28 protein-coding genes and 1 tRNA gene are annotated in these 26,918 nt (G+C 41.3%); 25 read left to right on the top strand and 4 right to left on the bottom strand.

Features of this window, described 5'->3' with window-relative positions; all coding sequences use genetic code 11:
- The first annotated feature begins 18 nt into the window (after nucleotides 1-18).
- The 9 genes from dxs (at nucleotide 19) to FN960_RS16920 (ending at nucleotide 10,226) form a co-directional block, all read left to right on the top strand.
- Nucleotides 19-1,908, top strand: coding sequence for a 1-deoxy-D-xylulose-5-phosphate synthase (gene dxs / locus FN960_RS16960; protein ID WP_143850044.1), 1,890 nt, complete (start codon nucleotides 19-21; stop codon nucleotides 1,906-1,908).
- Between the two features lie 4 nt (nucleotides 1,909-1,912).
- Complete coding sequence (locus FN960_RS16955) at nucleotides 1,913-2,728, top strand: TlyA family RNA methyltransferase (RefSeq protein WP_143850043.1); 816 nt, start codon at nucleotides 1,913-1,915, stop codon at nucleotides 2,726-2,728.
- A 108-nt stretch (nucleotides 2,729-2,836) separates the two neighbouring features.
- Nucleotides 2,837-3,286, top strand: a complete 450-nt coding sequence (ahrC, locus tag FN960_RS16950; protein WP_143850042.1) for a transcriptional regulator AhrC/ArgR — start codon at nucleotides 2,837-2,839, stop codon at nucleotides 3,284-3,286.
- A 12-nt stretch (nucleotides 3,287-3,298) separates the two neighbouring features.
- Entirely contained in the window at nucleotides 3,299-4,999 is a 1,701-nt protein-coding gene (recN, locus tag FN960_RS16945; protein WP_143850041.1) for a DNA repair protein RecN, read from the top strand.
- Nucleotides 5,000-5,134: 135 nt separating this feature from the next.
- Nucleotides 5,135-6,418, top strand: coding sequence for a SpoIVB peptidase (spoIVB, locus tag FN960_RS16940; RefSeq protein ID WP_143850071.1), 1,284 nt, complete (start codon nucleotides 5,135-5,137; stop codon nucleotides 6,416-6,418).
- A gap of 231 nt (nucleotides 6,419-6,649) precedes the next feature.
- Nucleotides 6,650-7,441 carry a sporulation transcription factor Spo0A gene (spo0A, locus tag FN960_RS16935; protein WP_143850040.1) on the top strand — a complete coding sequence of 264 codons (792 nt, stop codon included), beginning with the start codon at nucleotides 6,650-6,652 and terminating at the stop codon, nucleotides 7,439-7,441.
- A gap of 205 nt (nucleotides 7,442-7,646) precedes the next feature.
- Entirely contained in the window at nucleotides 7,647-8,774 is a 1,128-nt protein-coding gene (gene steA / locus FN960_RS16930) for a putative cytokinetic ring protein SteA (RefSeq protein ID WP_143850039.1), read from the top strand.
- Entirely contained in the window at nucleotides 8,767-9,432 is a 666-nt protein-coding gene (locus FN960_RS16925; RefSeq protein WP_143850038.1) for a glycosyltransferase family 2 protein, read from the top strand. The genes steA and FN960_RS16925 overlap by 8 nt, the downstream gene beginning before the upstream one ends.
- Entirely contained in the window at nucleotides 9,429-10,226 is a 798-nt protein-coding gene (locus FN960_RS16920; protein WP_143850037.1) for a hypothetical protein, read from the top strand. The genes FN960_RS16925 and FN960_RS16920 overlap by 4 nt, the downstream gene beginning before the upstream one ends.
- 6 nt (nucleotides 10,227-10,232) lie before the next feature.
- Here the strand turns inward: FN960_RS16920 and FN960_RS16915 are convergent, their stop codons facing one another.
- A complete protein-coding gene (locus FN960_RS16915) occupies nucleotides 10,233-10,475 on the bottom strand; it encodes a DUF2627 domain-containing protein (RefSeq protein WP_143850036.1) in 243 nt (80 codons plus the stop codon).
- A gap of 369 nt (nucleotides 10,476-10,844) precedes the next feature.
- On the opposite strand from FN960_RS16915, the gene FN960_RS16910 reads away from it, so the two are divergent.
- From FN960_RS16910 to FN960_RS16875, 8 genes are all read left to right on the top strand, one after another.
- A complete protein-coding gene (locus tag FN960_RS16910) occupies nucleotides 10,845-11,957 on the top strand; it encodes a Glu/Leu/Phe/Val family dehydrogenase (RefSeq protein WP_143850035.1) in 1,113 nt (370 codons plus the stop codon).
- A 29-nt stretch (nucleotides 11,958-11,986) separates the two neighbouring features.
- The gene (lpdA, locus tag FN960_RS16905) at nucleotides 11,987-13,408 is read left to right on the top strand and encodes a dihydrolipoyl dehydrogenase (protein WP_143850034.1); all 1,422 of its coding nucleotides are present in this window, start codon (nucleotides 11,987-11,989) and stop codon (nucleotides 13,406-13,408) included.
- A gap of 30 nt (nucleotides 13,409-13,438) precedes the next feature.
- On the top strand, nucleotides 13,439-14,446 hold the full coding sequence (locus FN960_RS16900; protein ID WP_143850033.1) for a thiamine pyrophosphate-dependent dehydrogenase E1 component subunit alpha: 1,008 nt from the start codon (nucleotides 13,439-13,441) through the stop codon (nucleotides 14,444-14,446).
- Nucleotides 14,443-15,426, top strand: a complete 984-nt coding sequence (locus tag FN960_RS16895; RefSeq protein WP_143850032.1) for an alpha-ketoacid dehydrogenase subunit beta — start codon at nucleotides 14,443-14,445, stop codon at nucleotides 15,424-15,426. The genes FN960_RS16900 and FN960_RS16895 overlap by 4 nt, the downstream gene beginning before the upstream one ends.
- 18 nt (nucleotides 15,427-15,444) lie before the next feature.
- Nucleotides 15,445-16,686 carry a dihydrolipoamide acetyltransferase family protein gene (locus FN960_RS16890; protein WP_143850031.1) on the top strand — a complete coding sequence of 414 codons (1,242 nt, stop codon included), beginning with the start codon at nucleotides 15,445-15,447 and terminating at the stop codon, nucleotides 16,684-16,686.
- Between the two features lie 448 nt (nucleotides 16,687-17,134).
- Entirely contained in the window at nucleotides 17,135-17,575 is a 441-nt protein-coding gene (locus FN960_RS16885) for a BrxA/BrxB family bacilliredoxin (RefSeq protein WP_143850030.1), read from the top strand.
- A 1,034-nt stretch (nucleotides 17,576-18,609) separates the two neighbouring features.
- Nucleotides 18,610-18,969 (top strand): hypothetical protein, encoded by a 360-nt coding sequence (locus FN960_RS16880; protein ID WP_143850029.1) that lies wholly within the window; start codon nucleotides 18,610-18,612, stop codon nucleotides 18,967-18,969.
- Between the two features lie 74 nt (nucleotides 18,970-19,043).
- Nucleotides 19,044-19,115, top strand: a tRNA-Arg gene (locus FN960_RS16875).
- A gap of 428 nt (nucleotides 19,116-19,543) precedes the next feature.
- Here the strand turns inward: FN960_RS16875 and FN960_RS16870 are convergent.
- Entirely contained in the window at nucleotides 19,544-20,317 is a 774-nt protein-coding gene (locus FN960_RS16870; RefSeq protein ID WP_143850028.1) for a Cof-type HAD-IIB family hydrolase, read from the bottom strand.
- 163 nt (nucleotides 20,318-20,480) lie between these two features.
- Between FN960_RS16870 and FN960_RS16865 the strand changes: the two genes are divergently transcribed.
- The gene (locus tag FN960_RS16865; RefSeq protein WP_143850027.1) at nucleotides 20,481-20,780 is read left to right on the top strand and encodes a metal-sensing transcriptional repressor; all 300 of its coding nucleotides are present in this window, start codon (nucleotides 20,481-20,483) and stop codon (nucleotides 20,778-20,780) included.
- An 84-nt stretch (nucleotides 20,781-20,864) separates the two neighbouring features.
- On the opposite strand, the gene FN960_RS16860 is transcribed toward FN960_RS16865, so the two are convergent.
- Entirely contained in the window at nucleotides 20,865-21,542 is a 678-nt protein-coding gene (locus tag FN960_RS16860) for a hypothetical protein (RefSeq protein ID WP_143850026.1), read from the bottom strand.
- Between the two features lie 149 nt (nucleotides 21,543-21,691).
- Nucleotides 21,692-22,171, bottom strand: a complete 480-nt coding sequence (gene moaC / locus FN960_RS16855; protein WP_143850025.1) for a cyclic pyranopterin monophosphate synthase MoaC — start codon at nucleotides 22,169-22,171, stop codon at nucleotides 21,692-21,694.
- 80 nt (nucleotides 22,172-22,251) lie between these two features.
- Here moaC and FN960_RS16850 point away from each other — a divergent pair, with 80 nt between their 5' ends.
- Genes FN960_RS16850 through FN960_RS16820 form a run of 7 tightly spaced genes read left to right on the top strand, consistent with a single transcriptional unit; the run spans nucleotide 22,252 to nucleotide 26,865 of the window.
- Nucleotides 22,252-23,541 carry a molybdopterin molybdotransferase MoeA gene (locus tag FN960_RS16850; protein WP_143850024.1) on the top strand — a complete coding sequence of 430 codons (1,290 nt, stop codon included), beginning with the start codon at nucleotides 22,252-22,254 and terminating at the stop codon, nucleotides 23,539-23,541.
- Nucleotides 23,508-24,029 (top strand): molybdopterin-guanine dinucleotide biosynthesis protein B, encoded by a 522-nt coding sequence (gene mobB / locus FN960_RS16845; RefSeq protein WP_143850023.1) that lies wholly within the window; start codon nucleotides 23,508-23,510, stop codon nucleotides 24,027-24,029. Before FN960_RS16850 ends, mobB begins: the two co-directional genes overlap by 34 nt.
- Nucleotides 24,022-24,483, top strand: a complete 462-nt coding sequence (locus FN960_RS16840) for a molybdenum cofactor biosynthesis protein MoaE (RefSeq protein ID WP_143850022.1) — start codon at nucleotides 24,022-24,024, stop codon at nucleotides 24,481-24,483. The genes mobB and FN960_RS16840 overlap by 8 nt, the downstream gene beginning before the upstream one ends.
- Entirely contained in the window at nucleotides 24,480-24,710 is a 231-nt protein-coding gene (locus tag FN960_RS16835) for a MoaD/ThiS family protein (RefSeq protein WP_143850021.1), read from the top strand. The genes FN960_RS16840 and FN960_RS16835 overlap by 4 nt, the downstream gene beginning before the upstream one ends.
- Nucleotides 24,711-24,716: 6 nt before the next feature.
- Nucleotides 24,717-25,337 (top strand): molybdenum cofactor guanylyltransferase, encoded by a 621-nt coding sequence (locus tag FN960_RS16830; RefSeq protein WP_185971082.1) that lies wholly within the window; start codon nucleotides 24,717-24,719, stop codon nucleotides 25,335-25,337.
- Between the two features lie 3 nt (nucleotides 25,338-25,340).
- Entirely contained in the window at nucleotides 25,341-26,348 is a 1,008-nt protein-coding gene (gene moaA, locus FN960_RS16825; RefSeq protein WP_143850019.1) for a GTP 3',8-cyclase MoaA, read from the top strand.
- 22 nt (nucleotides 26,349-26,370) lie between these two features.
- Nucleotides 26,371-26,865 (top strand): MogA/MoaB family molybdenum cofactor biosynthesis protein, encoded by a 495-nt coding sequence (locus FN960_RS16820; RefSeq protein WP_143850018.1) that lies wholly within the window; start codon nucleotides 26,371-26,373, stop codon nucleotides 26,863-26,865.
- The last annotated feature ends 53 nt before the right edge of the window (nucleotides 26,866-26,918 follow it).

Raw genomic sequence — 26,918 nt, 5'->3', positions numbered from 1 at the left:
AAAGTGGGGATTATACTCATGAGGCTAGAAGACCTTCAGGATCCAGCTGAAATTAAAAAGTATTCTAAAAAAGAACTCCTTGCATTATCTAAGGACATTCGCAGTTTTTTAATTGAGCGTTTGTCTGTTACAGGGGGGCATTTGGGACCAAATCTTGGTGTTGTTGAATTAACACTTGCTATGCATTATTTATTTGATAGCCCTAAGGATAAGTTTATTTGGGATGTCGGACATCAAGCTTATGTTCACAAGATCTTAACAGGTCGAGCAGGACAGTTTGACACACTTCGAAAGTTTAAGGGTCTATGCGGTTTCCCGAAACGTGACGAAAGTGAGCACGATGTATGGGAAACAGGTCATAGCTCTACATCTCTTTCAGCTGCAATGGGAATGGCAGCAGCACGAGATATTAAAGGTACGGATGAGAATGTGATTGCAGTGATTGGTGATGGCGCCCTAACGGGTGGTATGGCATTTGAGGCTTTAAATCACATTGGACACGAGCAGACGGATTTAATTGTTATTCTAAATGATAATGAAATGTCGATTGCACCAAATGTGGGGGCTCTGCACAGTGTACTTGGCAGACTTCGTACAGCTGGAAAGTACAATCGAGCTAAAGATGAAATTGAGAGCTTTATTAAGAAAATACCTGCAGTTGGTGGCAAACTTGCAACCACTGCGGAGAAGTTTAAAGATAGTATGAAATATATGGTCATTCCTGGTGTGTTTTTTGAGGAGCTTGGCTTTACGTATTTAGGACCGGTTGATGGGCATGACATGGACGACCTTATGGATAATCTTAAATACGCCAAGAAAACAAAAGGTCCTGTTTTAATCCACCTTATCACTAAAAAAGGTAAGGGGTATGAACCAGCTGAGCAGGATGCAAAAGGAACCTGGCATGGTCTTGGACCGTACAAAATTGAGTCAGGCGAAGTGGTTTCCAAGCCTGGTCCTCCTAGCTACAGTGGAGTTTTTGCAGATACGTTAATCAAAAAGGCAAAGGATGATCAACGGATTGTTGGGATTACGGCAGCGATGCCTGGTGGAACAAAGCTAGATAAATTCGGAGCAGCCTTCCCTGATCGAATGTTTGATGTTGGTATTGCTGAACAGCATGCAACAACGATGGCTGGAGGAATGGCGACTCAAGGATTAAAGCCAGTCTTTGCTGTTTATTCTACCTTCTTGCAGCGTGGATACGATCAGCTAGTGCATGATGTATGCAGACAGAAATTAAATGTCGTTTTTGCAATTGACCGCGCGGGGCTAGTTGGCGCAGATGGTGAGACTCACCAAGGTGTGTTTGACATTGCTTATCTACGCCACCTTCCAAACATGACCATTCTAATGCCTAAGGATGAAAATGAATTACAAAATATGCTCCATACAGCCATTGAGTACGATGATGGGCCAATTGCTGTTCGTTATCCCCGTGGAAACGGATATGGGGTCGAAATGGACAAGGAGTTCCAAACGTTGCCGATCGGTAAATGGGAGGTTCTACAGGAAGGAACAGACGCCTGTATCCTTACGTTTGGTACGATGATTCCAGTTGCTGAAGAAGCGGTAGAAGAGTTAAAAGCACAGGGGTTATCCGTTCGTATAGTAAATGCAAATTCAGTAAAACCACTTGATATTGAGTTATTAAATAAGCTTGCTGAAGATAAAATTCCAGTCATGACCATTGAAGAAACAGCTCTACAAGGCGGATTTGGTAGTGCTGTCCTGGAGCATTTTCATGATTACGGTTACCATGAGGTTGAAGTAAGAAGACTAGGCATACCTGATGAGTATATTGAGCATGGCGATGTTCCAAGTCTTCTTAATGAGATTGGACTAAATGCTGAAACAGTAGCCAGTCAACTTAGAGAGTTAGTACCAGTTCAACAGAAAAGAGCTTAATTTTGTGAAAAAAGAACGAGTAGATACCCTATTAGTAAGTCGTGAATTGTTTGACTCTAGAGAAAAGGCCAAGCGTGCTGTCATGGCAGGCTTGGTTTATTCTGGAACAGAGCGTTTAGATAAGCCGGGTGTAAAGATTGACATTGATGCTCCGCTACGAGTAAAGGGCGAGGTCATGCCTTACGTTAGCCGTGGCGGCTTTAAGCTTGAAAAGGCATTACGTGTTTTTAATGTCGATGTAAAAGATAAAATTATGCTTGATATTGGTGCATCCACTGGTGGCTTCACGGATTGTGCGCTACAAAATGGCGTGAAACGTGTATATGCACTCGATGTCGGATACAACCAGCTTGCTTGGAGCATCCGTCAGCATGAACAAGTTATAGTAATGGAACGGACAAACTTTCGTTATGTAACAGCTGCAGATTTAACGGAGGGTCTCCCACAATTTGCAAGCATTGATGTCTCCTTTATTTCACTGAGATTAATATTGCCGGCACTAAAAAACGTGTTAACTAGAGGTGGAGATGTGGTTGCCCTTGTTAAGCCTCAATTTGAGGCCGGACGTGAACAAGTTGGTAAAAAAGGAATCGTGAAAGATCCAGTTGTTCATAAGCATGTACTAACGCAAATTATTGCGTCTGCGGAGCAGGAAGGGTTTCAAGTATGTGGACTGGATTACTCTCCAATTACAGGCGGCGAAGGTAATATTGAGTTCTTGTTACACTTGAACCTGCCAGCTATTGAGCATTCTGGTCAATCTGAAGTAGATGAAATGATGATTCAAGATGTTGTGGAAAAGGCTCAACAGCTTGTGTAAGGGAGCCTGGCTCCCTTTTTTTTGAGTCAAGTTGCCATATTAGTGAATTCATATCATAATGGAAACATCATTCCATACGGGCAAATACCAACAAAAGAGGTGACCACAGTGAATAAAGGACAAAGGCATATCAAAATTCGTGAAGTGATTGCCAATCAGGCGATTGAAACTCAAGAAGATCTTGTCGATTACTTAAAGGATCTTGGGTATAACGTTACTCAAGCAACCGTATCAAGAGATATCAAGGAACTACATCTTGTGAAAGTACCGATGCAGGATGGGCGCTACAAGTATAGTCTCCCGGCCGATCAACGATTTAACCCATTACAAAAGCTTAAACGCAGTTTGACGGACAGTTTTATTAGCATTGATTCAACAGATAATTTAATTGTGATGAAATGCTTACCAGGCAACGCCAATGCCATTGGGGCGTTGATTGACAATCTTGATTGGGAAGAATTAATGGGAACGATTTGTGGAGATGATACATTATTAATTATCTGCAAAAACAAACAAGATGGAGAACTAATTAGTGCTCGTTTCCTAGACATGTTATAAGGTGGGGAATTCATGCTAATAGAACTATCTATAAAGCATTTTGCGATTATTGATGAACTTACTGTTCCATTCGAAAGAGGACTAACCGTGCTTACAGGAGAAACTGGTGCAGGTAAATCCATTATTATAGACGCCATCGGTTTGCTTCTCGGAGGGCGAGGGTCTGCAGAATTCGTTAGACATGGTGAGTCACGTGCAGAGATAGAAGGCCTTTTTGCAGTAGATGAAAATCATCAAGCCGTGCAAAAAGCTATTGAGCTTGGCATACAAGCTGACGAGGAAATGATTTTACGAAGAGAAATTACTCAGCAGGGAAAAAGCGTGTGTCGGATTAATGGGAAGTTAGTCACGCTTGGTATCCTCAGAGAAATTGGTCAGTCATTAGTGGATGTCCACGGTCAGCATGAGCATCAGACGCTTATGCAGCCGGACAAGCATTTGATGTTTTTGGATCAGTTTGCTTCAAAGGAAATTTCTAGTACGCTTACAGAATATCAAGAGCTTTTTGAACAAGCTCAAACGATAAATAAGCAAATTCAAGATTTAAATGAAAATGAGCAGGAAACGGCACAAAGGATTGACCTTCTTCGTTATCAATTAGATGAAATTGAGAAAGCAGAGCTTAAGCCTAATGAGGATGAGCAGCTTGAACTTGATCGCAACCGACTGGCAAATAGTGAAAAACTGTATCAACTCCTAAGAGAAAGTTATGAAAAACTTTATGGTGATGCTGGAGGGTTAGATTTTATACAAGAAAGTGCCTCGAATCTGGAGTCAGTGACAGATATTGATGCAAGCTATAAAAGCCTTCACGAATCTGTTTCAAGCAGTTATTTTATATTAGAAGAAGCCGCTTTTTCAATTCGAGATAAGCTTGAGCAAGTTGAATTTGACCCAGAGAAGTTAGAGCTAATTGAAAACAGGCTGGCAGAAATCAATCAGCTAAAACGTAAGTATGGGTCTACCGTCGAAGATATTCTTGAATATTCTTCAAGAATTGAAGAAGAGTTAGACAGTAAGTTGAACAAGGATGACCGGCTACAATCATTAAATAAAAAGCTCCGAGAGCTATTGCTTGATCTGAAAGTAGAGGCAGACGCCCTAACCCAAATTCGTAAAAAAGCTGCCGAGCGATTATCAAAAGAAATTCACAATCAGCTTCGTGCACTTTATATGGAGAAAACCATCTTTAATATTGAGTTTAAAAGCAAATCACATGATTCCCAAGAGCTTGCTGCGTTTACTTCAAAAGGTGTCGATCACATTGAGTTCTTTATTTCTACAAATCCAGGAGAGCCTTTAAAGCCATTAGCAAAAGTGGCCTCAGGAGGGGAAATCTCTAGAATTATGCTTGCCATCAAATCAATATTCTCTGCACATCAAGGTGTTACTTCTGTAATATTTGATGAGGTGGACACGGGTGTGAGTGGCAGAGTGGCTCAATCCATTGCTGAAAAAATCTTTGCAATAGCTAAAGAATCTCAAGTGTTATGTATTACACATTTGCCACAGGTGGCAGCGATGGCTGATCAGCACCTTTATATCTCTAAACAGGAATCAAAAGAACGTGTTTCAACAGCAGTAAAAGGATTAGTCGAAAAAGCGAAGGTTGAAGAAATTGCACGAATGATTTCTGGTGTAGAAGTAACAGAATTAACAAAAAAACACGCACATGAATTACTAAACCTAGCGAGTCAACATAAACAGTCCTAAATAATTATTCATGAAAAAGCTGTCCAGTTCAGGGGAGCTTTTTCTGTTTGTGGCAGTTATAAATCGAGCCGTTCACGGCAACATTAATAATACAGCCACAAGAGGTGTGGGTTGGGAGCTAGGAGAGTGAAGAATTTGAAAGTAGAAGGAGTGCGTTTAATTATTGGCATTCTGCTTATGGCAGGAATGCTTTATATCGGATTATCCAGTCCGTTAAAAGAATGGGCCCAAATCCCAACAGCCATATCAATGTTCCAAGGGGAAGACTTAGAGCTTACTCATTCAAATCAGCTACAAGCAAAGCTGAATAACAATGGTGAATCTATATTAAAACAGAAGGATTCCCACACTATAGAAACAGTAGCATCCGGAAACGATCAGCTTATGTTACAAGTTGGCGGATTTCCTGTTAAAGCAACTTCCGTTCAAATACTGCCAGAACGAAAGGTCATTGCAGGCGGTCAGTCGATTGGTGTTAAGTTAAACACCAAAGGAGTGCTTGTTGTAGGTCACCATTTAGTGAAAACAAGTACGGGTGAAACCTCTCCTGGTGAAACAGCAGGTATTGAAGTAGGCGATATGATTACAAAGATTAACGGCATCCCCATTCAAAAAATGAGCCAAGTTTCAAAAGTAGTGCAACAAGCAGGTGAAGAAGAAAAGAATCTTGAAATTGAACTTAAGCGTAACCAGCAGCCAATCGTCAGAACGTTACATCCCATTAAATCAAAAGGTGATGACGCGTACCGCATGGGTTTGTTTATCCGTGATTCCGCTGCCGGAGTTGGAACGATGACCTTTTACGATCCTCTGTCTAAAAAGTTTGGTGCATTAGGACATGTTATTTCAGATTCTGATACGCATAAACCAATTATGGTGCATGATGGTGAAGTACTGCGATCATCTGTCACTTCTATTGAAAAAGGGAGTCACGGTGACCCAGGGGAAAAATTAGCAAGCTTTTCAAAAGACCGTGAAATTCTCGGAAGCATTTCTAAAAATAGTTCGTTCGGTATTTTTGGAACACTAACAAAGGCAGATTTAAAAAACAATGTCATGGATCAAGAACTTCCGATCGCATTATCAAGTCAAATTAAAGAAGGTCCAGCCAAAATTCTTACCGTAGTTAGTGGTGAAAAGGTTGAAGAATTCGACATTGAGATCGTAAATGCTGTTCCACAAAAGCAACCTGCTACAAAAGGTCTTGTATTAAAAGTAACCGACCCTAAGCTACTTGAAGCCACTGGAGGTATTGTTCAGGGTATGAGTGGTAGCCCAATCATTCAAGATGGCAAGCTTGTTGGTGCTGTCACTCACGTATTTGTGAATGACCCAACCTCAGGCTACGGATGTCATATTGGTTGGATGCTTGAAGAAGCAGGTGTCATGGATATTCCTCAACAAGCTAAAGCGAGTTAAATCGTTTTAGCTTGTTTTATTATATTAAGATAATCCTGTTGACATATTTCATATTATTCGACATAAATATAAATAATATGATCTTCATATACGAAAAATGGCGAATAACAGAGAATAAGAAAGCATACGTAAAAGAATTCGCATTAATTAAAAAAAATAAAGGACTTGTATTCAAACTGTCGAATTAGTAAATACAGAGAAAAAACACACGATTAATGAGGAGGAAGTTTTATGGATAAAATAAAAGTATGTGTAGTCGATGACAATCGAGAACTGGTAAATCTTTTAAGTGAATACATATCGGCTCAAGATGATATGGTCGTAGCCGGTGTAGCATATAATGGTCAGGAGTGCTTAAGTTTGGTTGAGGAGAAGGAACCAGATGTTCTTTTACTTGATATTATCATGCCTCATCTGGATGGGCTTGCTGTTCTAGAACGACTAGGTCAAAGTAGTCAATCTAAGCCTAATATTATCATGCTTACGGCATTTGGGCAGGAGGATGTAACTAAAAAAGCGGTCGAACTTGGTGCATCGTATTATGTACTAAAGCCTTTTGATATGGAGATTCTTGTCTCTAAGGTACGTGAGATTGGCGGTAAAAAAGCAGGTTTAACTCAAAAAACCTCTTCATTTACGTTTACACACACAACTAAGCCCGAAAAGCGCTTTAACCTTGATGCTAGCATCACAAGCATTATTCACGAAATTGGTGTTCCGGCTCACATAAAAGGTTATATGTATCTTCGTGAAGCTATCACCATGGTTTATAATGACATCGAGTTACTCGGTTCCATCACAAAAGTACTGTACCCGGATATTGGAAAGAAATTTAATACAACCTCAAGCCGTGTAGAACGAGCGATTCGCCATGCCATTGAAGTAGCTTGGAGTCGTGGTAATATTGAGTCCATTTCTAGTCTTTTTGGTTACACAGTTAGCCAATCTAAGGCAAAACCAACCAACAGCGAATTTATTGCGATGGTGGCCGATAAGCTGCGAATTGAGCATAAAGTAGGGTAAGTCCCTATCATAGCATAAATATAGTTTTTTACTGTGGATATGATCTAGAGTAAGTTTAAAAAACCTCTTTTGTATGTGGTGAAAACCGCATGTAGAGAGGTTTTTTTAGTGGGGAAGTTTATTTACACATCTTCTAAGTACTTCTGTCCATAATTTATCTATTGTTTGCACATACTAACCAAAAATCATGTATGTGGAGGCCGTTATGCAACGTACGATAAAAGGGCAACTGTATGAAGGAAAGATAAGCAAGGTCTTAGTACAAGAAATTCCGAATGATTCAGTTGTGATGCTGTGGCATGAAGATATTGATGCTTTAACAGCAGAATCTTTAATTAAGAAAAAGGTTCAAGCGGTTATTAATCGTAAACCTTCCATGAGTGGTAAGTATGAGCATAGAGGCGTGAGTAAGCTACTAGATGCTGGTATAGATGTATTTGATGTAGCCTATTGGTACGGACCAGAAGAGGAGTGTTGGAATGTGGAGATTTCGCTACATGGAGATCAGCTTTTTTTAATTCGAGATGGATATAAGATTTTACTTGCTGAGCTAAGTCATTACAATAATCAACATATTGAGGCATTACAACAAAAGGCTAAAGCAGCTTATCAAAGCCTTCTAACTTCATTTGTAACGAACACACTCACTCACGCAAGTAATGAAGCTCAATATATTGTAGATCCTATACACGTGCCTAATTGCCTACTTCAAGTAAAAAATCGATACGTTCTAATTGTAGCTAGACATGGAAGCTATAAGCAGGACTTACACGCATTAAGGCGTTGGTTAATGCTAATGAATCCCGTAATTATAGCAGTGGATGGGGCGGCAGATGGGCTAATAGAGCTTGGTTTAAAACCAAATATCATTATAGGTGATATGGATTCGGTATCGATTGCTGCATTGCAGTGTGGCGCAAGCATTATTTGTCACTCATACATGGATGGTTCATCACCAGGTAGAGAACGACTACTAGCAAACAACATTGAGGCAGAAGAGCTTCAATGTTTGGGGACAAGTGAGGACGCTGCATTGTTATCATCATTTTGGGCAGAGGCGGAACACCTCTTTCTGATTGGGTGTCGGACGGGCATGAAAGAGTTTCTCGAAAAAAATCGGAAAGGTATGGCATCCACCGTATTAACTCGTATTCAAGTAGGAGATAAAGTCACCGATTTAAAAGGGGTTCATCCATTATTCGCCTCATCCAAGCTGTCAGATCAATTTCAGAAGGTGGGGCACGATTTACAGGAAGAATGGTTGGAGCTGAAAACCATGATTGGACGTGGCTATCGAATGTTGCTAAGAAAAGAGGCTTTTCGTCATGACTAGAGTCTCTGTTATAATCCCTGCCTATAACGAAGAGCAACGTCTCGCAGCAACCATTGAGTCAGTGCGTACAATTCCGTTTTCACATGAAATTATCTGTGTAAATGATGGTAGCAGTGATCAAACAGCAAAAATAGCAGAAGAATTAGCTGACACATGTGTGCACTTGCCTGTAAATAGGGGGAAGGGTCAAGCTCTACAGATGGGATGGAAACTCGCCAAGGGCATGTACATTCTATGCCTTGATGCGGATCTAACTCATACAGCAGCTGAGGCTACCGTTTTACTGGAGCCATTAATGGAAAAACGTGCAGACTTAACGATTTCCAAAATAGTCTCTAAGGGGAACGGTGGGAGAGGTATTGTAAAGCAGCGTGCACAAAAGATCATTCATAAGCAAACCGGTATATGGCTGGAAGCTCCACTTTCGGGTCAACGAGCGTTTCAAAGAAGATGGCTACGCTTACTATTAAGCCGTCCTTATGATGGATTTGGAATTGAGACAATCATGTGCTTACACATGATTCAAGGGGGAGCCAGACTTTTAGAAATAGAAACAAGTATGGAGCATCGAGAAATGGGCAAAAGCGTATCAGGTATTCTTCATCGATTGAGACAATGGCGGCAAATTGAAAAACAATGGCGGAGGGAATCAATATGATTCTGTTGATGCTTACGCTTCCTATCATAGCTTTTACAAGTATGTGTGCTTTTTATGAGGCAAGGTGGACTGTACCAAACTATGAGAAGCGGGAGCTGCCTTATAGTCTTGGAGTCGTTGTCGTTTATGGCTTTGCTGTTATGTGTGCATTTCCACCAAGTGACTCCTTTGTATTTTCTTATCTGTCATTAGGGTATGTTTTAAGTATTTGGGTGATGGGGTTTATTGATGATCGCTATGGAAAGTCCGAGCCAAAAGGAATACGCGGCCATGTGCACGCCCTAATAAAGGACAGAAGATGGACAACTGGATTAATGAAAGCAGTCGGAACCATTTTATTAGCTGGGTTGTACACTTTTTTGAGTCAACCGCAGTCTGCAATGAGAAGTATCAGTATGTTTTTCTTATTATGCTTGTTGCCTCATATTATGAATTTGTTTGATACGCGGCCATTACGGGTTTGGAAGCTTTCCCTTTTAGTAGCTGCAGCAATTTTGCTCTTTATGCCATTACCTTCGTTCTCCAGTTTATTATATGGATTAACGATATTCTATTTAGTGTATGTGTTGGAAGGTGAACGTAAAGCCATGTTAGGGGACAATGGGGCAACAGCAACAGGAGCCATTCTAGCAATTTGGTTAACACATGAGGGGACTATGGAGCTACAGTGGTTTAGTGCCACTATTTTATTTATGCTGCTTTTGTCAGCGGAACGCGTGTCGTTCTCAGAATGGATTGCCAAAAGACGCTTTTGGCGCTGGATGGATGGGCTAGGGGTCGTGAAAAAAACATGACCCTGCCTATCCTTCTTTTTTTGAAAAGCGAGGACCGATTTTGCCATTTTTACGATCACGATGAAAAATAAATCCACCGATAAAAGCAAACCCAACAAAAAATAAGATAATGCCCATTAGAAATTGAAAAGACACAGACGAGAAAGGCGGCTGCACAATATGAAAAAAAGCATCCCTCATTAGCTTAATACCTAAGCCTGCTGTAAAGATCGGGATTAATAAAATGACTAATGCAATAAAACGACCCATTACCGTTGTTCCTCCTTACATAACTCTCTTATGTATTGTAGCTAAAAATTTCAGAGAAGTATATGCCTTAAAGTTGCATGTTTTTAAAATTTACGTAATAATATAAGAGTAGATTTTAGTACCTAGTCATAAATTAAAATGTAAAACGTTGATAAAATTCAAATTATCTGTGAAATCGCCTAGGCATAGGATTCAGGATTGCTGCGTGATATACTGTTATTGCGCAATTTGCCAGGGGTGAATAATTAATAAAAAGCATCAGCACCGTCTGATTCTTAATTAAAGAGAGACAATTTGCGAGAGATGCATAGATACAGAGAGAATTGTGCACAAAATAAGACCTTCCAAAAGACTAAAGGAGGAATCGCAATGAATCTTTTTACAACGATGGAAATGTATGATTATGAACAGGTGGTTGTTTGTCAGGACCGTACGTCTGGCTTAAAGGCAATCATTGCTATTCATGATACAACGCTTGGACCGGCTTTAGGTGGAACAAGAATGTGGAACTACACCACAGAGGAAGCGGCTTTTGAGGATGCTCTTCGTTTAGCTAAAGGAATGACATATAAGAATGCCGCGGCGGGTTTAAATCTCGGTGGAGGAAAAACAGTCATTATTGGAGATCCTCGCAAAGACAAAAATGAAGAAATGTTTCGCGCATTCGGTAGATACATACAAGGTTTAAATGGGCGCTATATCACAGCAGAAGATGTTGGTACAACTGTTGCTGATATGGACATTATTCATGAAGAAACGGATTATGTAACAGGTATCTCTCCTGCATTTGGAGCTTCTGGGAACCCATCACCAGTCACGGCTTACGGTGTATTTGTAGGAATGAAAGCAGCGGCTAAAGCAGCTTTTGGAGACGAGAATCTTTCAGGTAAAAAAATTGCGGTACAAGGTGTCGGTAATGTATCGTATCAGTTGTGTAAGTATCTTCATGATGAGGGTGCAGAACTGATTGTTACAGATATCTATGAAGCAGCAGCAAAACGCGCTGTGGACGATTTTGGAGCTCACTATGTAGCGCCAGAAGAAATTTATAGTATGCCTTGTGATATCTTCTCGCCTAATGCATTAGGTGCCATTATTAATGATGAGACACTTGCCGTTATAAAAGCAAGTGTGGTTGCAGGAGCTGCAAACAATCAATTAAAAGAAGAATGCCACGGTGAGCGCTTAATGGAAATGGGTATAGCTTATGCACCGGATTATGTTATTAATGCAGGCGGAGTCATTAACGTCGCCGATGAGCTAAAAGGCTACAATCGTGATCGTGCGATTAAAAAGGTAGAAGGAATTTATGACAATGTCGCAAAGGTATTTGACATTGCTAAACGTGATGGGGTATCAACAAACGTCGCAGCCGATCGCATGGCTGAAGAACGTATTGAACGTTTAAGACGTTCTCGCAAACAGTTTATGAGAGATGGTCATCACTTATTATCAAGAGCGAGAGCAGGACTACAGAAATAAATTTGAGCACAGGTAAGGGAGGAGACACCATGGCGGAAGACTATGATTTGGTGATTCTTGGTGGAGGAACAGGCGGTTACGTAGCGGCAATTAGGGCTGCGCAGGAAGGCCTCAAAACAGCGATTGTCGAGCGAGACAAAATGGGAGGCACATGCCTTCATAAGGGCTGTATTCCTAGTAAGTCACTTTTACGAAGTGCGGAAGTGCTTAGACTCACTAAAGAGGCAAGCGAATATGGTGTGACCGCTGAGGGTGTCTCCTTTGATTTTTCTGCTGCACAAGCACGTAAGCAAAAGGTTGTGGAGCAGCTACATAAAGGCGTACAAGCTTTAATGAAACGTGGCAAGATTGATATTTACCAAGGGACAGGTAGGATACTTGGTCCTTCCATTTTCTCCCCAACATCAGGTACCATTTCAGTGGAGCGTGAAGGAGAAGAAAATGTGATGTTGATTGGTAAAAACGTCATAATTGCGACTGGATCATCGGCACGTACCCTTCCTGACTTAACCATTGATGGGGCTCAGATCTTAACCTCTGATCATGCCCTGAAACTCGAGTACCTCCCAGCTTCTATGATCATCGTAGGAGGGGGGGTTATTGGCGTAGAGTGGGCATCCATGCTGATTGACTTTGGCGTTAAAGTAACGATCTTGGAGTATGGCGAAAGAATTTTGCCAACTGAAGATCGAGATATTGCGCGAGAAGCCGCTAAACAGTTGGAGGCAAGAGGAGTTACCATTATAACTAATGTTGATATTCAAGCAGATCAAGTTATAAAAGAAGAGAATAAAGTTTTATTAACTGGGCTTGTAAATAATGAGTCTGTTCAATTTGAGGCAGAGAAATTGCTTGTATGTGTTGGACGAGCCGCTAATACAAAAGATATCGGTTTGAAAAATACGGATATTGAGTCTGAGAATGGATTTATTAAGGTAAATGAATTTGGACAGACAAAAGAATCGCATATCTATGCAATTGGTGATGTGATTGGTGGCCTTCAATTAGCACATGTGGCTTCCCATGAAGGGATCATCGCTGTAGAGCATATTCTTGGTCATCAGCCGCTGCCTATTAATCCAGATACAATTCCAAGCTGCATTTACAGCTATCCAGAGATTGCTTCAGTTGGTTTAACAGAAGATGCCTCTAAGGAAAAAGGGCATGACATTAAAGTAGGGACCTTCCCTTTTCAAGCAATAGGAAAAGCACTAGTTCAAGGAGAAACAAATGGATTTGTGAAGCTCATTGCAGATAAAGAAACCGATGATCTTCTTGGTGTTCATATCATTGGACCTCATGCCACTGAACTTATCTCAGAAGCAGCGATTGCAAAGGTACTAGATGCGGCAAGTTGGGAAGTTGCTCAAACCATCCATCCGCATCCTACGTTGTCGGAAGGATTAAGTGAAGCAGCATTAGCTGCAAATGGGAAAGCAATCCATGCGTAAATCGATTACAAAGCAGAGGAGGAGAAACAGATGTCTGCATCAAAACATCAATCAGTAGGTTTATCAGATGAAACAGTGCTTAAAATGTATGAATGGATGTTGCGTGCACGTCGAATTGACGAACGTATGTGGTTATTAAACCGCTCAGGCAAAATTCCATTTACAATCTCATGTCAAGGCCAGGAAGCTGCTCAGGTTGGAGCTGCGTTTGCTTTGGACCGACATAAAGATTATGCTTTACCATATTACCGTGATCTAGGTGTTGTTTTGGTATTTGGTATGACTACAAAGGATCTAATGCTCTCAGCTTTTGCAAAAGCTGAGGATCCGAATTCTGGTGGCAGACAAATGCCCGGTCACTTTGGTCAATCGATTAATCGCATTGTAACTGGTTCCTCTCCTGTTACAACACAAGTACCCCATGCAGTCGGAATGGCTCTTGGCGTCAAAATGGAGAAACAGGATAAGGTTGTATTCACGACGTTTGGTGAAGGCTCATCGAACCAAGGGGATTTTCATGAGGGGGCAAATTTTGCCGGAGTGCATAAATTGCCTGTTATTTTGATGTGTGAGAATAATAAATACGCTATTTCTGTTCCGGCAGAAAAGCAGCTTGGTTGCGAACGGGTATCGGACCGAGCCATTGGTTATGGCATACCAGGTTTCACAGTGGACGGGAATGATCCTATTGCTGTCTATGAAGCAGTGAAGGAAGCAGCAGACCGTGGCCGAAGAGGAGAGGGCGCGACGCTTATAGAGACCGTGTCTTATCGACTGACTCCTCATTCCAGTGATGATGATGACAGAGCGTACCGCACAAGAGAAGAAGTAGAAGAAGCAAAAAATAAAGACTCTTTATTAACGTTCCGAGAATATTTAATAACGCAAGGGCTTCTAACAGATGAACAAGAGAAGCAAATGGAGAAGACCATTGCGGATGAAATAGATGAAGCTACGGAATATGCTGAGAATGCTCCTTATGCTGATCCGGAGAGTCTGCATCTTTATGTGTATGAAGAGCAGGAGGGTACAATATGACCGTCATTTCCTATATTGAATCGATTACGCAAGCGCTCAAAGAGGAAATGGAGCGCGATGATAAGGTCTTTATCCTGGGAGAAGATGTTGGCGCACGTGGTGGTGTATTTCGAGCAACAGCAGGATTGTTCGAACAATTTGGAGAAGAACGGGTTATGGATACACCGCTCGCAGAATCAGCCATAGTGGGTGTGGGTATTGGTGCGGCCATGTATGGAATGCGACCAGTCGCCGAGATCCAATTTGCTGATTTTATCATGCCGGCAGTGAACCAGATTGTATCCGAAGCCGCAAAAATTCGTTACCGTTCAAATAATGATTGGCAGAGTCCAATTACGATTCGTGCACCATATGGTGGTGGCGTTCATGGAGCTCTATATCATTCACAAAGTGTGGAAAAGATGTTTGCCGGGACACCAGGTTTAAAAATTGTTATGCCATCTACACCTTATGATGCAAAGGGATTATTAAAATCAGCCATTCGCTCAAATGACCCCGTGTTGTTTTTTGAACATAAACGAGCGTACAGATTAATTAAAGGCGAAGTGCCAGAAGAAGAATACACTTTACCGATTGGAAAGGCAGATCTAAAAAAAGAAGGCGACGATATAACCGTTATTACATACGGTTTAGCGGTTCATTTTGCCCTTCAGGCGGCGGAACGACTGGAGAAGGATGGAATTACGTCGCACATACTTGATTTGCGGACCGTTTATCCATTGGACAAGGATGCGATTATCCAAGCGGCACAAAAAACGGGTAAAGTATTACTTGTAACAGAAGATAATTTGGAAGGTAGCATCATTGGAGAAGTTGCAGCGATTATTGCAGAAAATTGCCTATATGACTTAGATGCTCCAATTAAGCGACTAGCTGGACCAGATACTCCGGCTATGCCTTATGCGCCAACCATGGAGAAAGAATTTATGATTAATCCTGATAAAGTAGAGCATGCAATGAGAGAATTGGCAGAGTTCTAATAGGAAGGAGTGAGATCTATGGCAACAGAAATGAAAATGCCTCAGCTTGGTGAGAGTGTGACAGAGGGCACCATCACAAAATGGCTGGTCAAGCCAGGTGATATGGTTAAGAAATACGAGCCACTCGCAGAGGTTATGACGGATAAAGTGAATGCTGAAGTACCATCTTCATTTGAAGGGGTTATTCAAGAGCTGCTTGTGCAGGAAGACGAGACAGTGAGTGTAGGTACAGTCATTTGTTCAATGGAAACAGAGGAACTGCCTGCACAAACTGATACTCACTCTATCCAAGAACCTGAACCAAAGGAAGAAACGACTAGTATTCAACAGGATACTTCTATGAAAAATCGTTATTCTCCGGCTGTGTTGAAGCTTTCACAAGAACACGCTATTGATCTAACCCAGGTAGAAGGATCCGGGAAATCAGGGAGAATTACACGTAAAGATCTCGAGAAATTGATTGCAACCGGACAACAGCCATCAGCTAAAACGGATGTTCAAACAAAGCAACCTAAGAATCCGAATGTAGCTTCTACGCAGGTTAATGTACCTGCTAAGGGTGATATAGAAATCCCATTATCCGGCGTGAGAAAAGCGATCGCAGCCAATATGGTGAAAAGTAAGCATGAAGCCCCTCACGCTTGGACGATGATTGAAGTGGATGTCACACGTCTTGTGCAATATCGTAATAAAGTGAAAACAGAATTTAAGGCAAACGAAGGCTACAATCTGACCTTTTTCCCGTTTTTCATCAAGGTCATTGTTGAAGCATTGAAGGAATTTCCAGAAATGAATTCAATGTGGGCAGGAGATAAGATCATTCGCAAAAAAGATATTAATATCTCGATGGCGGTTTCAACAGACGATGCATTATATGTGCCCGTTATCCATAACGCTGATGAGAAATCCATTAAAGGACTTGCCAAAAATATTAATGAGTTAGCTACTAAGGTGCGTAGCGGCAAGCTTAGCCAAGAGGACTCAAGAGGCGGAACGTTTACAATTAATAACACTGGTTCATTTGGTTCAATCCAATCTGCGCCAATTCTTAATTATCCTCAAGCCGCCATTCTTTCAATTGAATCAATTGTAAAGCGCCCCGTTGTGATTGAACAACCAGAAGGAGATTCCATCGCCATTCGTCATATGGTAAATCTCTGCTTATCCTTAGATCACAGAGTGCTTGATGGACTAGTGTGCGGACAATTCTTAGCTTCAATCAAGAAAAAGCTCGAACAATTCTCAGAAGAGTCGGTGTAACGCGTTAGGAGCTGACTTAGTTTAAGTTATGTTTGAAATTAGAAAGATGTATCTAGTATGTACTTAAGTTACTGTACCATTCGGCCACAATCCTTCGTACCCGCAACTATGGCCTAAGGATTCTGACTTCGCTATTTAGTTGCTTTTAAAGCTACTTGCTGATTAACCTCTAGATATTCAAATCTAGGGCTTATCCTGTTTCTCAGCGGACGGGATGGCAGGCCGACTCCTGAGGGATGTATGGGCAGGGCTGAAATGAACTGGCGTCAAGCCAGTTTGGTTCAGCGCCCACCCTAGGAAAGCGTGCCTGCCATTCCGGGAGCGGAACCGAAGCTCTTTTCTTTAATTGCTTTTGAGATGACTATCTGTTTTCAAGCACATGTGTTGGTTTTTAACTCGATTCAAGGTAAAATACAAACAAAGTAAGATTTAAAGGAGTGTATGAGAGATGGACTTTAATTTCTTTGTAAATGATGTTGTTCAAGGAGCAAGACAGGAAATGGTAGAATCAGGATATACACAGCTAACAACACCAGAAGAAGTGGATCAAGCTCTTCAGCAAAAAGGAACAGCTCTAGTCATGATCAATTCAGTATGCGGTTGTGCTGGTGGAATTGCTAGACCAACAGCAGCGTACATGAAGAACTATGAAACAAGACCAGATCAGTTTTTAACGGTATTTGCCGGTCAGGATAAAGAAGCAACTGCAAAAGCACGTGAATACTTTACAGGCTTTGCTCCATCTTCTCCATCTTTTGCGCTACTTAAAGACGGAAAAATTGAGATGATGGTAGAACGTCATGAAATCGAAGGTCATGAGCCAATCGAAGTCGTACAAAAGCTAGAAAAAGCATTCGATCAATATTGCCAAACCGGAGCAAATTCTTAATCGTAGTGCCTCAGGTAACAAGAGGCGAGTAAGAGGTATTACAGCTAATAGAAAAGCTGAACAATGTTGGGGTCACTCCGCATGGTTCAGCTTTTTTTATTGTGCATAAAAAGATGTCGCACCACAGATACGCTTCGCGTGCGTAAGTGTATGGAAGAAATTAGAGGGTATCTGAGTATCGCTTCTAATAGGAATGGTGGTCATTTGTTTAATCCGAAACAGTAGCGGAAGGAGAAAACGTAGACTCCTACGGAACAGAACGTGTCTGAAGACATCGAAGTGGCGGTTTTCCGCTTCGAGGGCTGAGGCCGTTACCGTGGAAAGCGTAGTTTTCTCCTGTAGCGGTGCATGAGCTTATTTCTAGATGACTTTTTCAGTGACCTCTGGTAAATGCGCGATAATAGGTGGGGGATGCGCGATAAAAATGAAAATGCGCGGAAAACATCGGGTCATGCGCGGAAAGATCAAGCCAATGCGCGATAAAAACGAAAATGCGCGAAAAAGCCGATTGCGTGCGCGGAAGCCAGTAAGCGCAGCCAATCACTTAAATAGGAATGTTGGTCCATTGTCAGATTGGAAAACATACGCGGAAGGAGAAAACGAATCTTCACCGGGACAGCACGTGGCAGACCGGCGCCTGCCCACCATTTTCATCCGCCTGATGAGTGATGGGTTTCATATAAGAGATGATACATATAGAGTCTACATAACTTTCCTACAACCTACACAAGAAGTACCAAATGGTTTGTAAATTTATCAAAGCGGACGGAATGGGGCCGACTCCGAGGGGATTGTACAGGCAGAGGTGAAATGAGATTGGCGTCAAGCCAAGATTCATTCACCGCCCGCCACCGGAAAGCGTGCCTCATCCCGGGAGCGATGAAAATGCTATATTTATCTTGATAATGATTTTATGTTAAGTACTTTCAGGTTGACTAGAATCAGCTAAGCCGATGTATTGCTAGTAACTACTGACTTAGGCTTTAGAACTATGCTATAATAAGCCCGATAGATATAAAGGAGTGTATGTAAACATGCAGGAATTGTATGATCAGATTCAGGTGTATTTAAACATGGAGGATGAAATTCCATTTAAAGAATTTCAATCGTTTTATAAGAAAGTCATCGATTTTTTAGCTGAGAACGCGGAAGATCTAGACGAAGAATCTCTATGGAAAGCTCTATTTGTTGTGGAGAACGTTATCTCTAATGCAGAAGGTCGTGCCAATGATACACGTGGCGGCGAAGCAAAAAAGTATGCAAAAATGGCTAGCAGACTTCAATTGTGGGCTAAGAACTTCGGCGCTCGTTTAGGCAGAGCTGGTTACACAGAAGACGATATTAACGATCGCTTTAATGTAATGTTTGCTGAGGGTGAGAAGCAGCATTCTTAATTCTCTAGGGGAGGGAAAAGATTGACACCTACCTCCCTTTAAGATATGATTGTTCTTGTCGCTAAAGCAAGCATGCGCCTATGGTGAAAGGGATATCATTCAAGATTCCGATTCTTGCGTTGTAGGTTCGAGTCCTACTAGGCGCGTCAAAGGTTAATAATGGGTTAAATAGAACGCCCCTCTTTTTCTAAACGAAAAGGAGGGGCGTTTTTTATGATGAAGTTAATGTTATCAGAAATCTCAGCAGGAATTTCCAACCTTCTATTGAATAATTGTAGAGTGATGAAATGAGGGGGATTTATGATAAATTTTATTAGACTCTTACTCTGTTGTTTGTTTGTGTTTTATGGTTTCCTATTGTTTGAATTTGCTAATGAGCTTAGCTTAGTTACAATTATATTTTGCTCGGTTCTATTTGCTTATGGTCTTAATAAGACGTGGGAGTTATACAGTAGATTCCAAAAAAATCTTAAGGGTTAAGTCCTCTTATTTAATGAAACATTTTATGTATGGTGCAAACAAAAAACCTCACAACAATAGAAAAGTTGTAAGGTTTAATTTGTGTCATTGATCCTTAAAGCAATCCAACCATCTTCAACCCGTGCTCGATTCCATCCTCGTCGACTGGTTTTGTCACGTAGTTGGCAGCATCTTTAACGACTTGAGGAGCGTTGCCCATCGCAACACCATGGCCCACCTGACTGAGCATCTCAAGATCATTTTTCTCATCTCCGAATGCGTACACCTGATCAATTGAAAATCCTAGCTTTTTAATTAGGTGACTGATCCCTACTGCTTTTGATCCATTTGCAGGAATAACATCTACGGAAGAAGGGTGCCAGCGTACAAATCGAATGTTTGTAAACGACTCCATGTATTCTTTTTCTTCACCTTCCGTGCAAAATAGGAGGGTCTGATAGAGGTCACGATCTTTATGAAATAATGGATCAAGCTCTGGGGCATGGACTTTTAGGCTGTTTAAGCTTTCTTCAATCGCTGGATGGTCAGCAATGTTTGATTTCATTGTGTGATGATTCATATATACTAAAGGATGATTCCGTTTGGCTGAAAAAGAAGTTAATTCTTCAATAGAGGCGGCGTCAAGAGGATTTGCAAAAATCTCTTCTCCTTTATAAACCACATATTGTCCATTAAAGCTGACAAAGGAATCAATACCAAGCTCTTTGCGTAGTCCCTCAAAGAAGAAGGGGGGTCTACCTGTGGCGATGGCTACCTCATGGCCAGCTTGTTTCAAAGCGGCAATCGATTGCTTTGCTGAGGCGGGCAGGTTCTTTTGATGATCCAGAAGTGTGCCATCAATATCAAAAAATATCATTGCCTTATCCATATTATCACTCTCTTTATCTCGGTATGTTTTTAATCTCTCCATAAATTACTGTATTATAGCTTTAAGAGCATGTCAATAAACGCTCAGCGTACGATACTGACGGGTGAAGTAGCTCGTGATATACTAGGAAGACAGAATTCGGAATATATAAAGAGGTGTCTGGATGGAGCATAATCATCAAACAGTGCATCATCGAACAACGATGAGCAAGGAGCAATTAACAAATCGTTTAAAACGAATAGAAGGCCAAGTCCGAGGGGTTCAGAAAATGGTGGAGGAGGATCGATATTGTGTCGATATCCTCACTCAAATATCCGCTATCAATGCAGCCATGAAAAAAGTCAGCTTGCAGCTTCTAGAGGATCACACAAAGCACTGCGTAGCAGATGCCATTAAGGAAGGTGAAGGGGACGCTTCGATTGAAGAATTAATGAGTGTTTTTGAGCGCTTTACAAAAGCTTAACAAATTGATGAGAGCAGATAATTTAAACGAAGTCTTATACTATAAAAAAAGCAGGGGTCTAGATGCGACCTACTGCTTTTTTTATTACTTCCAGCTGATGGTGCTCGTTTCAATATGGTAAATGGCTAGCTCAGCTTGATCCTCGTAAACAAACGTCATGGTTCCATTTGGTGCCTGAGTAGCCAGGTCGAGTTCCTGAGAAATCGCTTCAGCCATTAGAGTTACATGAAACTCCCGCTCCTCGTCTGATGGTAGTTTTAATCCGTCCGTGATTACGGCATACACATTGTTGACATCATCACCATTTTCAAGCTGAATCGCAAGTAGTTGATTAGGGAACTGATTCTTAAGTTCTTCTATATGCTGCTTAAGTTCGTCATTTTGTGCTTCCGAGTAAGAGGGAGGTTCCACTTCATCTACACCTAGTTCCTGCTCTTCCCCGTCTTCTGTTGCGTCCTCACTATCAGATGCAACCTCAGAGCTGTCTTCGTCAGCTCCACTTGCGCTGACAGCTACAGCCGTCTCCGTTGTTTTTTCCGTTTCAGTCTCAGAAGCTTGAGTTGAATCATCGTTGTTTTCAACCTCTTTGGTTTCGGTTAAATCGATGTTCTCTGTCTTCTGCTTTTCTTCTGATGAAGAGGAGGTATCTACTTCATTTGTTGTTAATTCAGTATTTGTTGAGTCCTGTTGGGTATAGGATTGACCACATGCTGTTAGTAGAGCTAATGCAGTAGCACATACAAATAATTGTACTTTCTTCATGCTTTTAACCTCCTTTTTCCTATACTTTTATCATACATCAAAAGTCACGATAAAAGTAGAAAAAAGTAGAGCCATGAGCATGTACTGCCTTTCCCTTTTCATTAACAACCATTGTGTGAGAAACTAATAGGAACCATCTATATTAATAATTAGCGAGAATAATCACCGCTTTTACCTCCTGATTTAGAAGTAAGGTATGTTTCACCAATGACAATGCCTTTATCCAAAGACTTACACATATCATAAACGGTTAATGCGCAGACGCTAGCGGCGGTCAGCGCTTCCATTTCTACACCTGTACTGCCTTTAGTTCTGACCGTAGATTTAATGAGTAATTGATATTCTTCCTTAACTGGTTTCCAATCAAATTCAATATTTACTCCACTAATTGAGATAGGGTGACACATAGGGATGAGGGATGAGGTTTGTTTAGCTGCCATAATCCCCGCTACCTGAGCTACGGAAAGTACATCACCCTTCTTCATTTGATTGGAGGTAATACCTTGATAAATGGCTTCGTTTACTTGAATACTTGATTGAGCAACGGCAGAACGATGACTTTCTGCCTTTTCTGTAATATCAACCATACGGGCGTGACCTTGATCATTAAAATGTGTAAACTCTGACATGGTTATGACTCCTCTTTTAGATACAGTTTCTGCTCATTGTAACATGTTAAAAATATTGATTCGAGAGGATTGATTTTACGATGCTAGAAAAACGCACACCTATCCCAGTGAGCCAAGCTGTTGAGAAGGTGATGAAGGCTGCTACACATTCACACTCATCTGAGCAAGTTCATATAACAAAAGCGTACAGAAGGATATTGGCCGAAGACCTACTGGCCAAACATCCCGTCCCACCATTTGATCGTACTCCATATGACGGATTTGCGATTCATTCAGACGATTCACAGAACGCAAGTCGAGAAAATCCAGTTACTCTAAGAGTGATTGAGACGATAGGAGCTGGATCTGTTTGCGAGCAGCCAGTTCAACGTGGGGAGGCTGTTCGGATTATGACCGGGGCTATGCTTCCACCAGAATGTGATGCAATTGTTATGCTAGAGCTTGCGGATACTTTTACGGAGGCTGATGAGGATTATATGACAATCAAACGTCATTTTCCATCGGGACATAATCTCTCATATAAAGGAGAAGACGTGTCGGAAGGAACAATGCTGATAGAAAAAGGAACAATCATTAATCCTGGCACAGTTGCTTTATTAGCTACATTTGGCTATGAATATGTTTCAGTCACTATAAAACCGACCATAGGGGTATTTGCTACGGGCTCAGAGCTGCTGGAGGTTGAAGATGAACTAGAGCCAGGCAAAATTCGTAATAGTAACACACAAATGCTTCTAGCTCAAATTGAGCGAGCGGGAGCTGAGGCTGTGTATTTTGGAAAGCTACCTGATGAATTTGAAAGTTGTTATTCTCAAATTAAAGAAGCAGCAGTCAAAGTGGATATATTAATTACTACTGGCGGCGTATCGGTCGGAGATTTTGATTTATTGCCCGAAGTCTATGACAAGCTTAATGCTGACATATTATTTAATAAAATTGCAATGAGACCAGGCAGTGTGACAACTGTAGCAACTTGGAATGATACATTAATGTTTGGATTATCTGGCAACCCATCTGCGTGCTATGTAGGTTTTGAGGTGTTTGTTCGACCAATCATTAAAACAAGAATGCTTTCATCCACGCCTCATTTGTCTAAAGCTAAGGCCATTCTTAGTGAGGATTTTTCAAAAGCTAACCCATTCACTCGGTTTGTAAGAGGCACCCTATCGTATCAAGGTCATCACCTCCATGCAGCCCCAAGTGGCTTTAATAAATCAAATGCTGTTAGTTCGTTAGCTAAAACAGATGTATTTATTGTTTTACCAGGTGGCACAAGAGGGTACACAAAAGGAGACCTTGTTGACATACTCATCTTAGATACAGAAGAAGGAAGTGAATGGCCGTGGGAAAGCCTCTCATCATCCAAATAGTTGGTTATCAAAATAGCGGAAAAACCACGTTACTTTGCAAGCTTGTTGATATGGCTGTTAAAGAAGGATGGAGGGTTGGTACACTTAAGCACCATGGTCATGGTGGACGACCCCTTTTAGAAGGGCAAGGTAAGGATAGCTACAAACATTATGCTGCGGGAGCAACAGTCAGTGCGGTTGAAGGCGAAGGAACTCTGCAGCTTACAGCACGAGTGGAGGCAGGAAATCCAGAAGCAACACTCGAGTTATATCGGCAAATGGAAATTGATTTGATTTTAGTAGAGGGATACAAAGGATGGAAATATCCGAAGGTCGTGCTCTTAAGAGATCAAGAAGATGTTCGGCTGCTAAAGGAATTAGAACAGATCGTTGCCATTATTAGTAAAGGCAATCTCGTTATATCAGAGAGTCCTTACTTTTTGCGTGAAGATGAGAGTAACTATCTGTCGTGGCTAGGAGAATATATGAGGGGGCACCTGCATGAGTGATTCAAGATTTTTTGTTACAGATGATGAGTTAGATATTAATGATATTACAAGATTAGTTTTTCGTCGTGAAGCCGGAGCGGTTGTGACGTTTACGGGTACAGTTAGAGAATTCACTCATGGTCGAAAAACATTGTTTCTTCGGTATCAGGCCTATCAATCCATGGCAGTTAAACAATTAGAAAAAATCGGAGAAGAAATCGAAGAAAGATGGTCTGACGCAGTTGTCGCCATTGGGCATCGTACAGGAAAGCTTGAAATTTCGGAGATTGCTGTCATTATTGCAGTCTCAACACCTCATCGCAAGGATGCGTATGCGGCGAATGAATATGCCATTGAAAGGATCAAGCAAATCGTCCCGATCTGGAAGCAAGAGCAATGGGAGGATGGACAAGAATGGATTGGTGATCAGTTAGAAACAAAAGCCGGAGTACCAGAGGAGGGGAAAACAGGATGATTCAAATTAAGTTGTTTGCTCAGCTAGAAGAGCAGGTAGGAGAGCACATTTTAGAATACACGTACGACAGTAAAGAAATAAATGAACTATTAAAAGAACTAGAGTCATCCTATAATATAAACCTCGAATCTGTTATGGTGGCAGTTAATGAAGAATATGCTGAACGAACGACGGTTGTGCGATCAGGAGATGTTCTCGCTCTTATTCCGCCGGTGAGCGGGGGCTGATTGCACTTGTCAAAGGAAGGAAAGCGTGTTGGAGTCGTTTTAGCTGGTGGTGGATCTACGAGATTTAGTGGAGAAAAGGCGTTTGCTAATAATCAAGGTTCTTTTTTTTATCAACATATTCTACAAAGTCTCGCGCCACATGTTGATCAGACGGTAATTGTCAGTCGCCCAGATTTAAAAGAAAGATTTTTGCAGGAGACATTCGCTGCACATATTATAGAGGATTGCAAAGAAGTGGCGGGAAAAGGACCATTAGCGGGACTTTATTCGGTGATGAATCAGGTTCTAGCCGATAGCTATGTTGTGGCTGCAGTTGATATGCCACAATTGGATCAAAGAGCAGTCAAGAAGTTAACTCAATACCCTTTTGAGAATGCGCTTGCTGTGGTACCAACGGTAAATGGCCGAATCCAGCCACTGTTTGCTCAGTATCAAAAGCAATGCTTACCCATTCTAAAAAAACAGCTTGAAGCGGGAAGCCATCGAATGATTGATTTTTTAGATCAAATAGAAGCCCGCTATGTTTCAAATATAGAACTCGATATTCCAGCAGATTGCTTTGTTAATATTAACGATGATTCGTCCTACAAGGATTTGCTTGCAGGTACTCAGAAGAAAGGAGAATAGTCTATGACCTCCGTAGTAGACAGATTGGAACGTCCTTTAAGAGATATTCGAATTTCTGTAACCGATCAATGTAACTTTAGGTGCTCTTATTGTATGCCTGCTGAAATATTTGGACCTGACTATGCTTTTTTGCCTAAGGAACAATATTTGACCTTTGAAGAAATTGTTAAAGTCGTTCAAGCGGCTGCGTCGCTTGGTGTGGAGAAGGTTCGCATTACTGGTGGTGAGCCACTATTACGTAAGGATCTACCGGAGTTAGTGAGCGAATTAACTAAGATCGACGGGATTTTGGATGTAGCTCTAACAACAAACGCGGTATTCCTACCGAAGCAAGCTGCCGCTTTAAAAAAAGCAGGCTTAAAAAGAGTAAATATTAGCTTAGATGCGATTGAAGATGATGTTTTTAAGCAAATGAACGGTCGTGGTGTAGGGATTAAGCCAGTATTAAAAGGCATTGAGGCCGCTCAAAAAGAGAACTTACAGGTAAAAGTAAATATGGTTGTGAGGAAAGATGTCAACGATGAACAAATTATTCCGATGGCTGCTTACTTTAAAGAAAAAGGAATCAACTTACGTTTTATAGAGTTTATGGATGTAGGTAGTACAAATGGCTGGAAGTTAGATTCCGTTATAACAAAAGCAGAGATTATCTCCAAACTAGAAGATCATTTTGGGGTTCAGCCAATGAATCCGGCATATTACGGTGAAGTAGCAAGTAGATACCAATATGCAGACTCTAAAGTGGAAGTAGGAGTGATTTCATCTGTCTCGCAATCGTTTTGCTCTAGCTGTACACGAGCGAGGGTTTCTGTAGAAGGAAAACTATATACTTGTTTATTTGCAACAAAAGGGACGGATTTAAGAGCATTATTGCGTGATGAAAACGAACATGATCTTAAAGAGGTGCTCTCACAAGTTTGGAACACTCGTACAGATCGGTATTCTGATGAAAGAACGGAAGAAACGGCAGCAACAAGACCTAAGATTGAGATGTCTTATATTGGCGGATAATCCAAAAGGAAAGAGGGAGAGAATGTCTCATCCAGCCCACACACAAAGCGCAAAGTGTAAGGTTATCACGGTGAGTGATACACGAACACAAGAAACGGATAAAAGTGGGGCGCTAATCAAAACACTTTTAGAGCAATCAAGTCACGAGATTACTGAATATGAAATTGTTAAGGATGATGCGATGGCTATTCAATCGGCCATCTCTTCAGCACTAAATCAAGAGAACATTGAAGTAATTCTCTTAACTGGCGGCACGGGAATAGCGAGAAGAGATGTGACCTTTGAGGTCGTAGAGAAGGTATTGGAAAAAGAGCTCCCTGGATTTGGAGAGATCTTCAGGTATTTAAGCTATGAATATGACATAGGATCAGCCGCGATGCTGTCGAGAGCCATAGCTGGGACTGCAAATGAGAAAGCATTATTCTCTATGCCCGGTTCCTCTGGGGCGGTTAAATTAGCTATGGAGAAGCTGATTCTTCCAGAGTTGAGTCATATTGTGCACGAGTTAAGAAAATGAATTACGGGTATATCCCGCAACAAAAAATGTAAGCGTGCTCAAAGTAGTTTAAG

This window comes from Alkalicoccobacillus porphyridii (assembly GCF_007293315.1).
Taxonomy (GTDB): Bacteria; Bacillota; Bacilli; order Bacillales; family Bacillaceae_D; genus Alkalicoccobacillus; species Alkalicoccobacillus porphyridii.
Note: the sequence above shows the minus strand (reverse complement) of the source record. Positions and strands in the feature narration are given on the sequence as shown.

Bases quoted from the DNA above. Each gene is read 5' to 3' on its own strand.
- FN960_RS16925 (WP_143850038.1), top strand. From the start codon at position 8,767: ATGACTAGAGTCTCTGTTATAATCCCTGCCTATAACGAAGAGCAACGT.
- FN960_RS16890 (WP_143850031.1), top strand. From the start codon at position 15,445: ATGGCAACAGAAATGAAAATGCCTCAGCTTGGTGAGAGTGTGACAGAG.
- FN960_RS16880 (WP_143850029.1), top strand. From the start codon at position 18,610: ATGCAGGAATTGTATGATCAGATTCAGGTGTATTTAAACATGGAGGAT.
- moaA (WP_143850019.1), top strand. From the start codon at position 25,341: ATGACCTCCGTAGTAGACAGATTGGAACGTCCTTTAAGAGATATTCGA.
- moaC (WP_143850025.1), bottom strand. From the start codon at position 22,171: ATGTCAGAGTTTACACATTTTAATGATCAAGGTCACGCCCGTATGGTT.
- spo0A (WP_143850040.1), top strand. From the start codon at position 6,650: ATGGATAAAATAAAAGTATGTGTAGTCGATGACAATCGAGAACTGGTA.
- FN960_RS16895 (WP_143850032.1), top strand. From the start codon at position 14,443: ATGACCGTCATTTCCTATATTGAATCGATTACGCAAGCGCTCAAAGAG.
- FN960_RS16835 (WP_143850021.1), top strand. From the start codon at position 24,480: ATGATTCAAATTAAGTTGTTTGCTCAGCTAGAAGAGCAGGTAGGAGAG.
- dxs (WP_143850044.1), top strand. From the start codon at position 19: ATGAGGCTAGAAGACCTTCAGGATCCAGCTGAAATTAAAAAGTATTCT.
- FN960_RS16915 (WP_143850036.1), bottom strand. From the start codon at position 10,475: ATGGGTCGTTTTATTGCATTAGTCATTTTATTAATCCCGATCTTTACA.
- FN960_RS16840 (WP_143850022.1), top strand. From the start codon at position 24,022: ATGAGTGATTCAAGATTTTTTGTTACAGATGATGAGTTAGATATTAAT.
- lpdA (WP_143850034.1), top strand. From the start codon at position 11,987: ATGGCGGAAGACTATGATTTGGTGATTCTTGGTGGAGGAACAGGCGGT.
- steA (WP_143850039.1), top strand. From the start codon at position 7,647: ATGCAACGTACGATAAAAGGGCAACTGTATGAAGGAAAGATAAGCAAG.
- FN960_RS16920 (WP_143850037.1), top strand. From the start codon at position 9,429: ATGATTCTGTTGATGCTTACGCTTCCTATCATAGCTTTTACAAGTATG.
- FN960_RS16900 (WP_143850033.1), top strand. From the start codon at position 13,439: ATGTCTGCATCAAAACATCAATCAGTAGGTTTATCAGATGAAACAGTG.
- FN960_RS16865 (WP_143850027.1), top strand. From the start codon at position 20,481: ATGGAGCATAATCATCAAACAGTGCATCATCGAACAACGATGAGCAAG.
- FN960_RS16885 (WP_143850030.1), top strand. From the start codon at position 17,135: ATGGACTTTAATTTCTTTGTAAATGATGTTGTTCAAGGAGCAAGACAG.
- FN960_RS16850 (WP_143850024.1), top strand. From the start codon at position 22,252: ATGCTAGAAAAACGCACACCTATCCCAGTGAGCCAAGCTGTTGAGAAG.
- FN960_RS16870 (WP_143850028.1), bottom strand. From the start codon at position 20,317: ATGGATAAGGCAATGATATTTTTTGATATTGATGGCACACTTCTGGAT.
- FN960_RS16820 (WP_143850018.1), top strand. From the start codon at position 26,371: ATGTCTCATCCAGCCCACACACAAAGCGCAAAGTGTAAGGTTATCACG.
- FN960_RS16910 (WP_143850035.1), top strand. From the start codon at position 10,845: ATGAATCTTTTTACAACGATGGAAATGTATGATTATGAACAGGTGGTT.
- FN960_RS16860 (WP_143850026.1), bottom strand. From the start codon at position 21,542: ATGAAGAAAGTACAATTATTTGTATGTGCTACTGCATTAGCTCTACTA.
- mobB (WP_143850023.1), top strand. From the start codon at position 23,508: ATGGCCGTGGGAAAGCCTCTCATCATCCAAATAGTTGGTTATCAAAAT.
- recN (WP_143850041.1), top strand. From the start codon at position 3,299: ATGCTAATAGAACTATCTATAAAGCATTTTGCGATTATTGATGAACTT.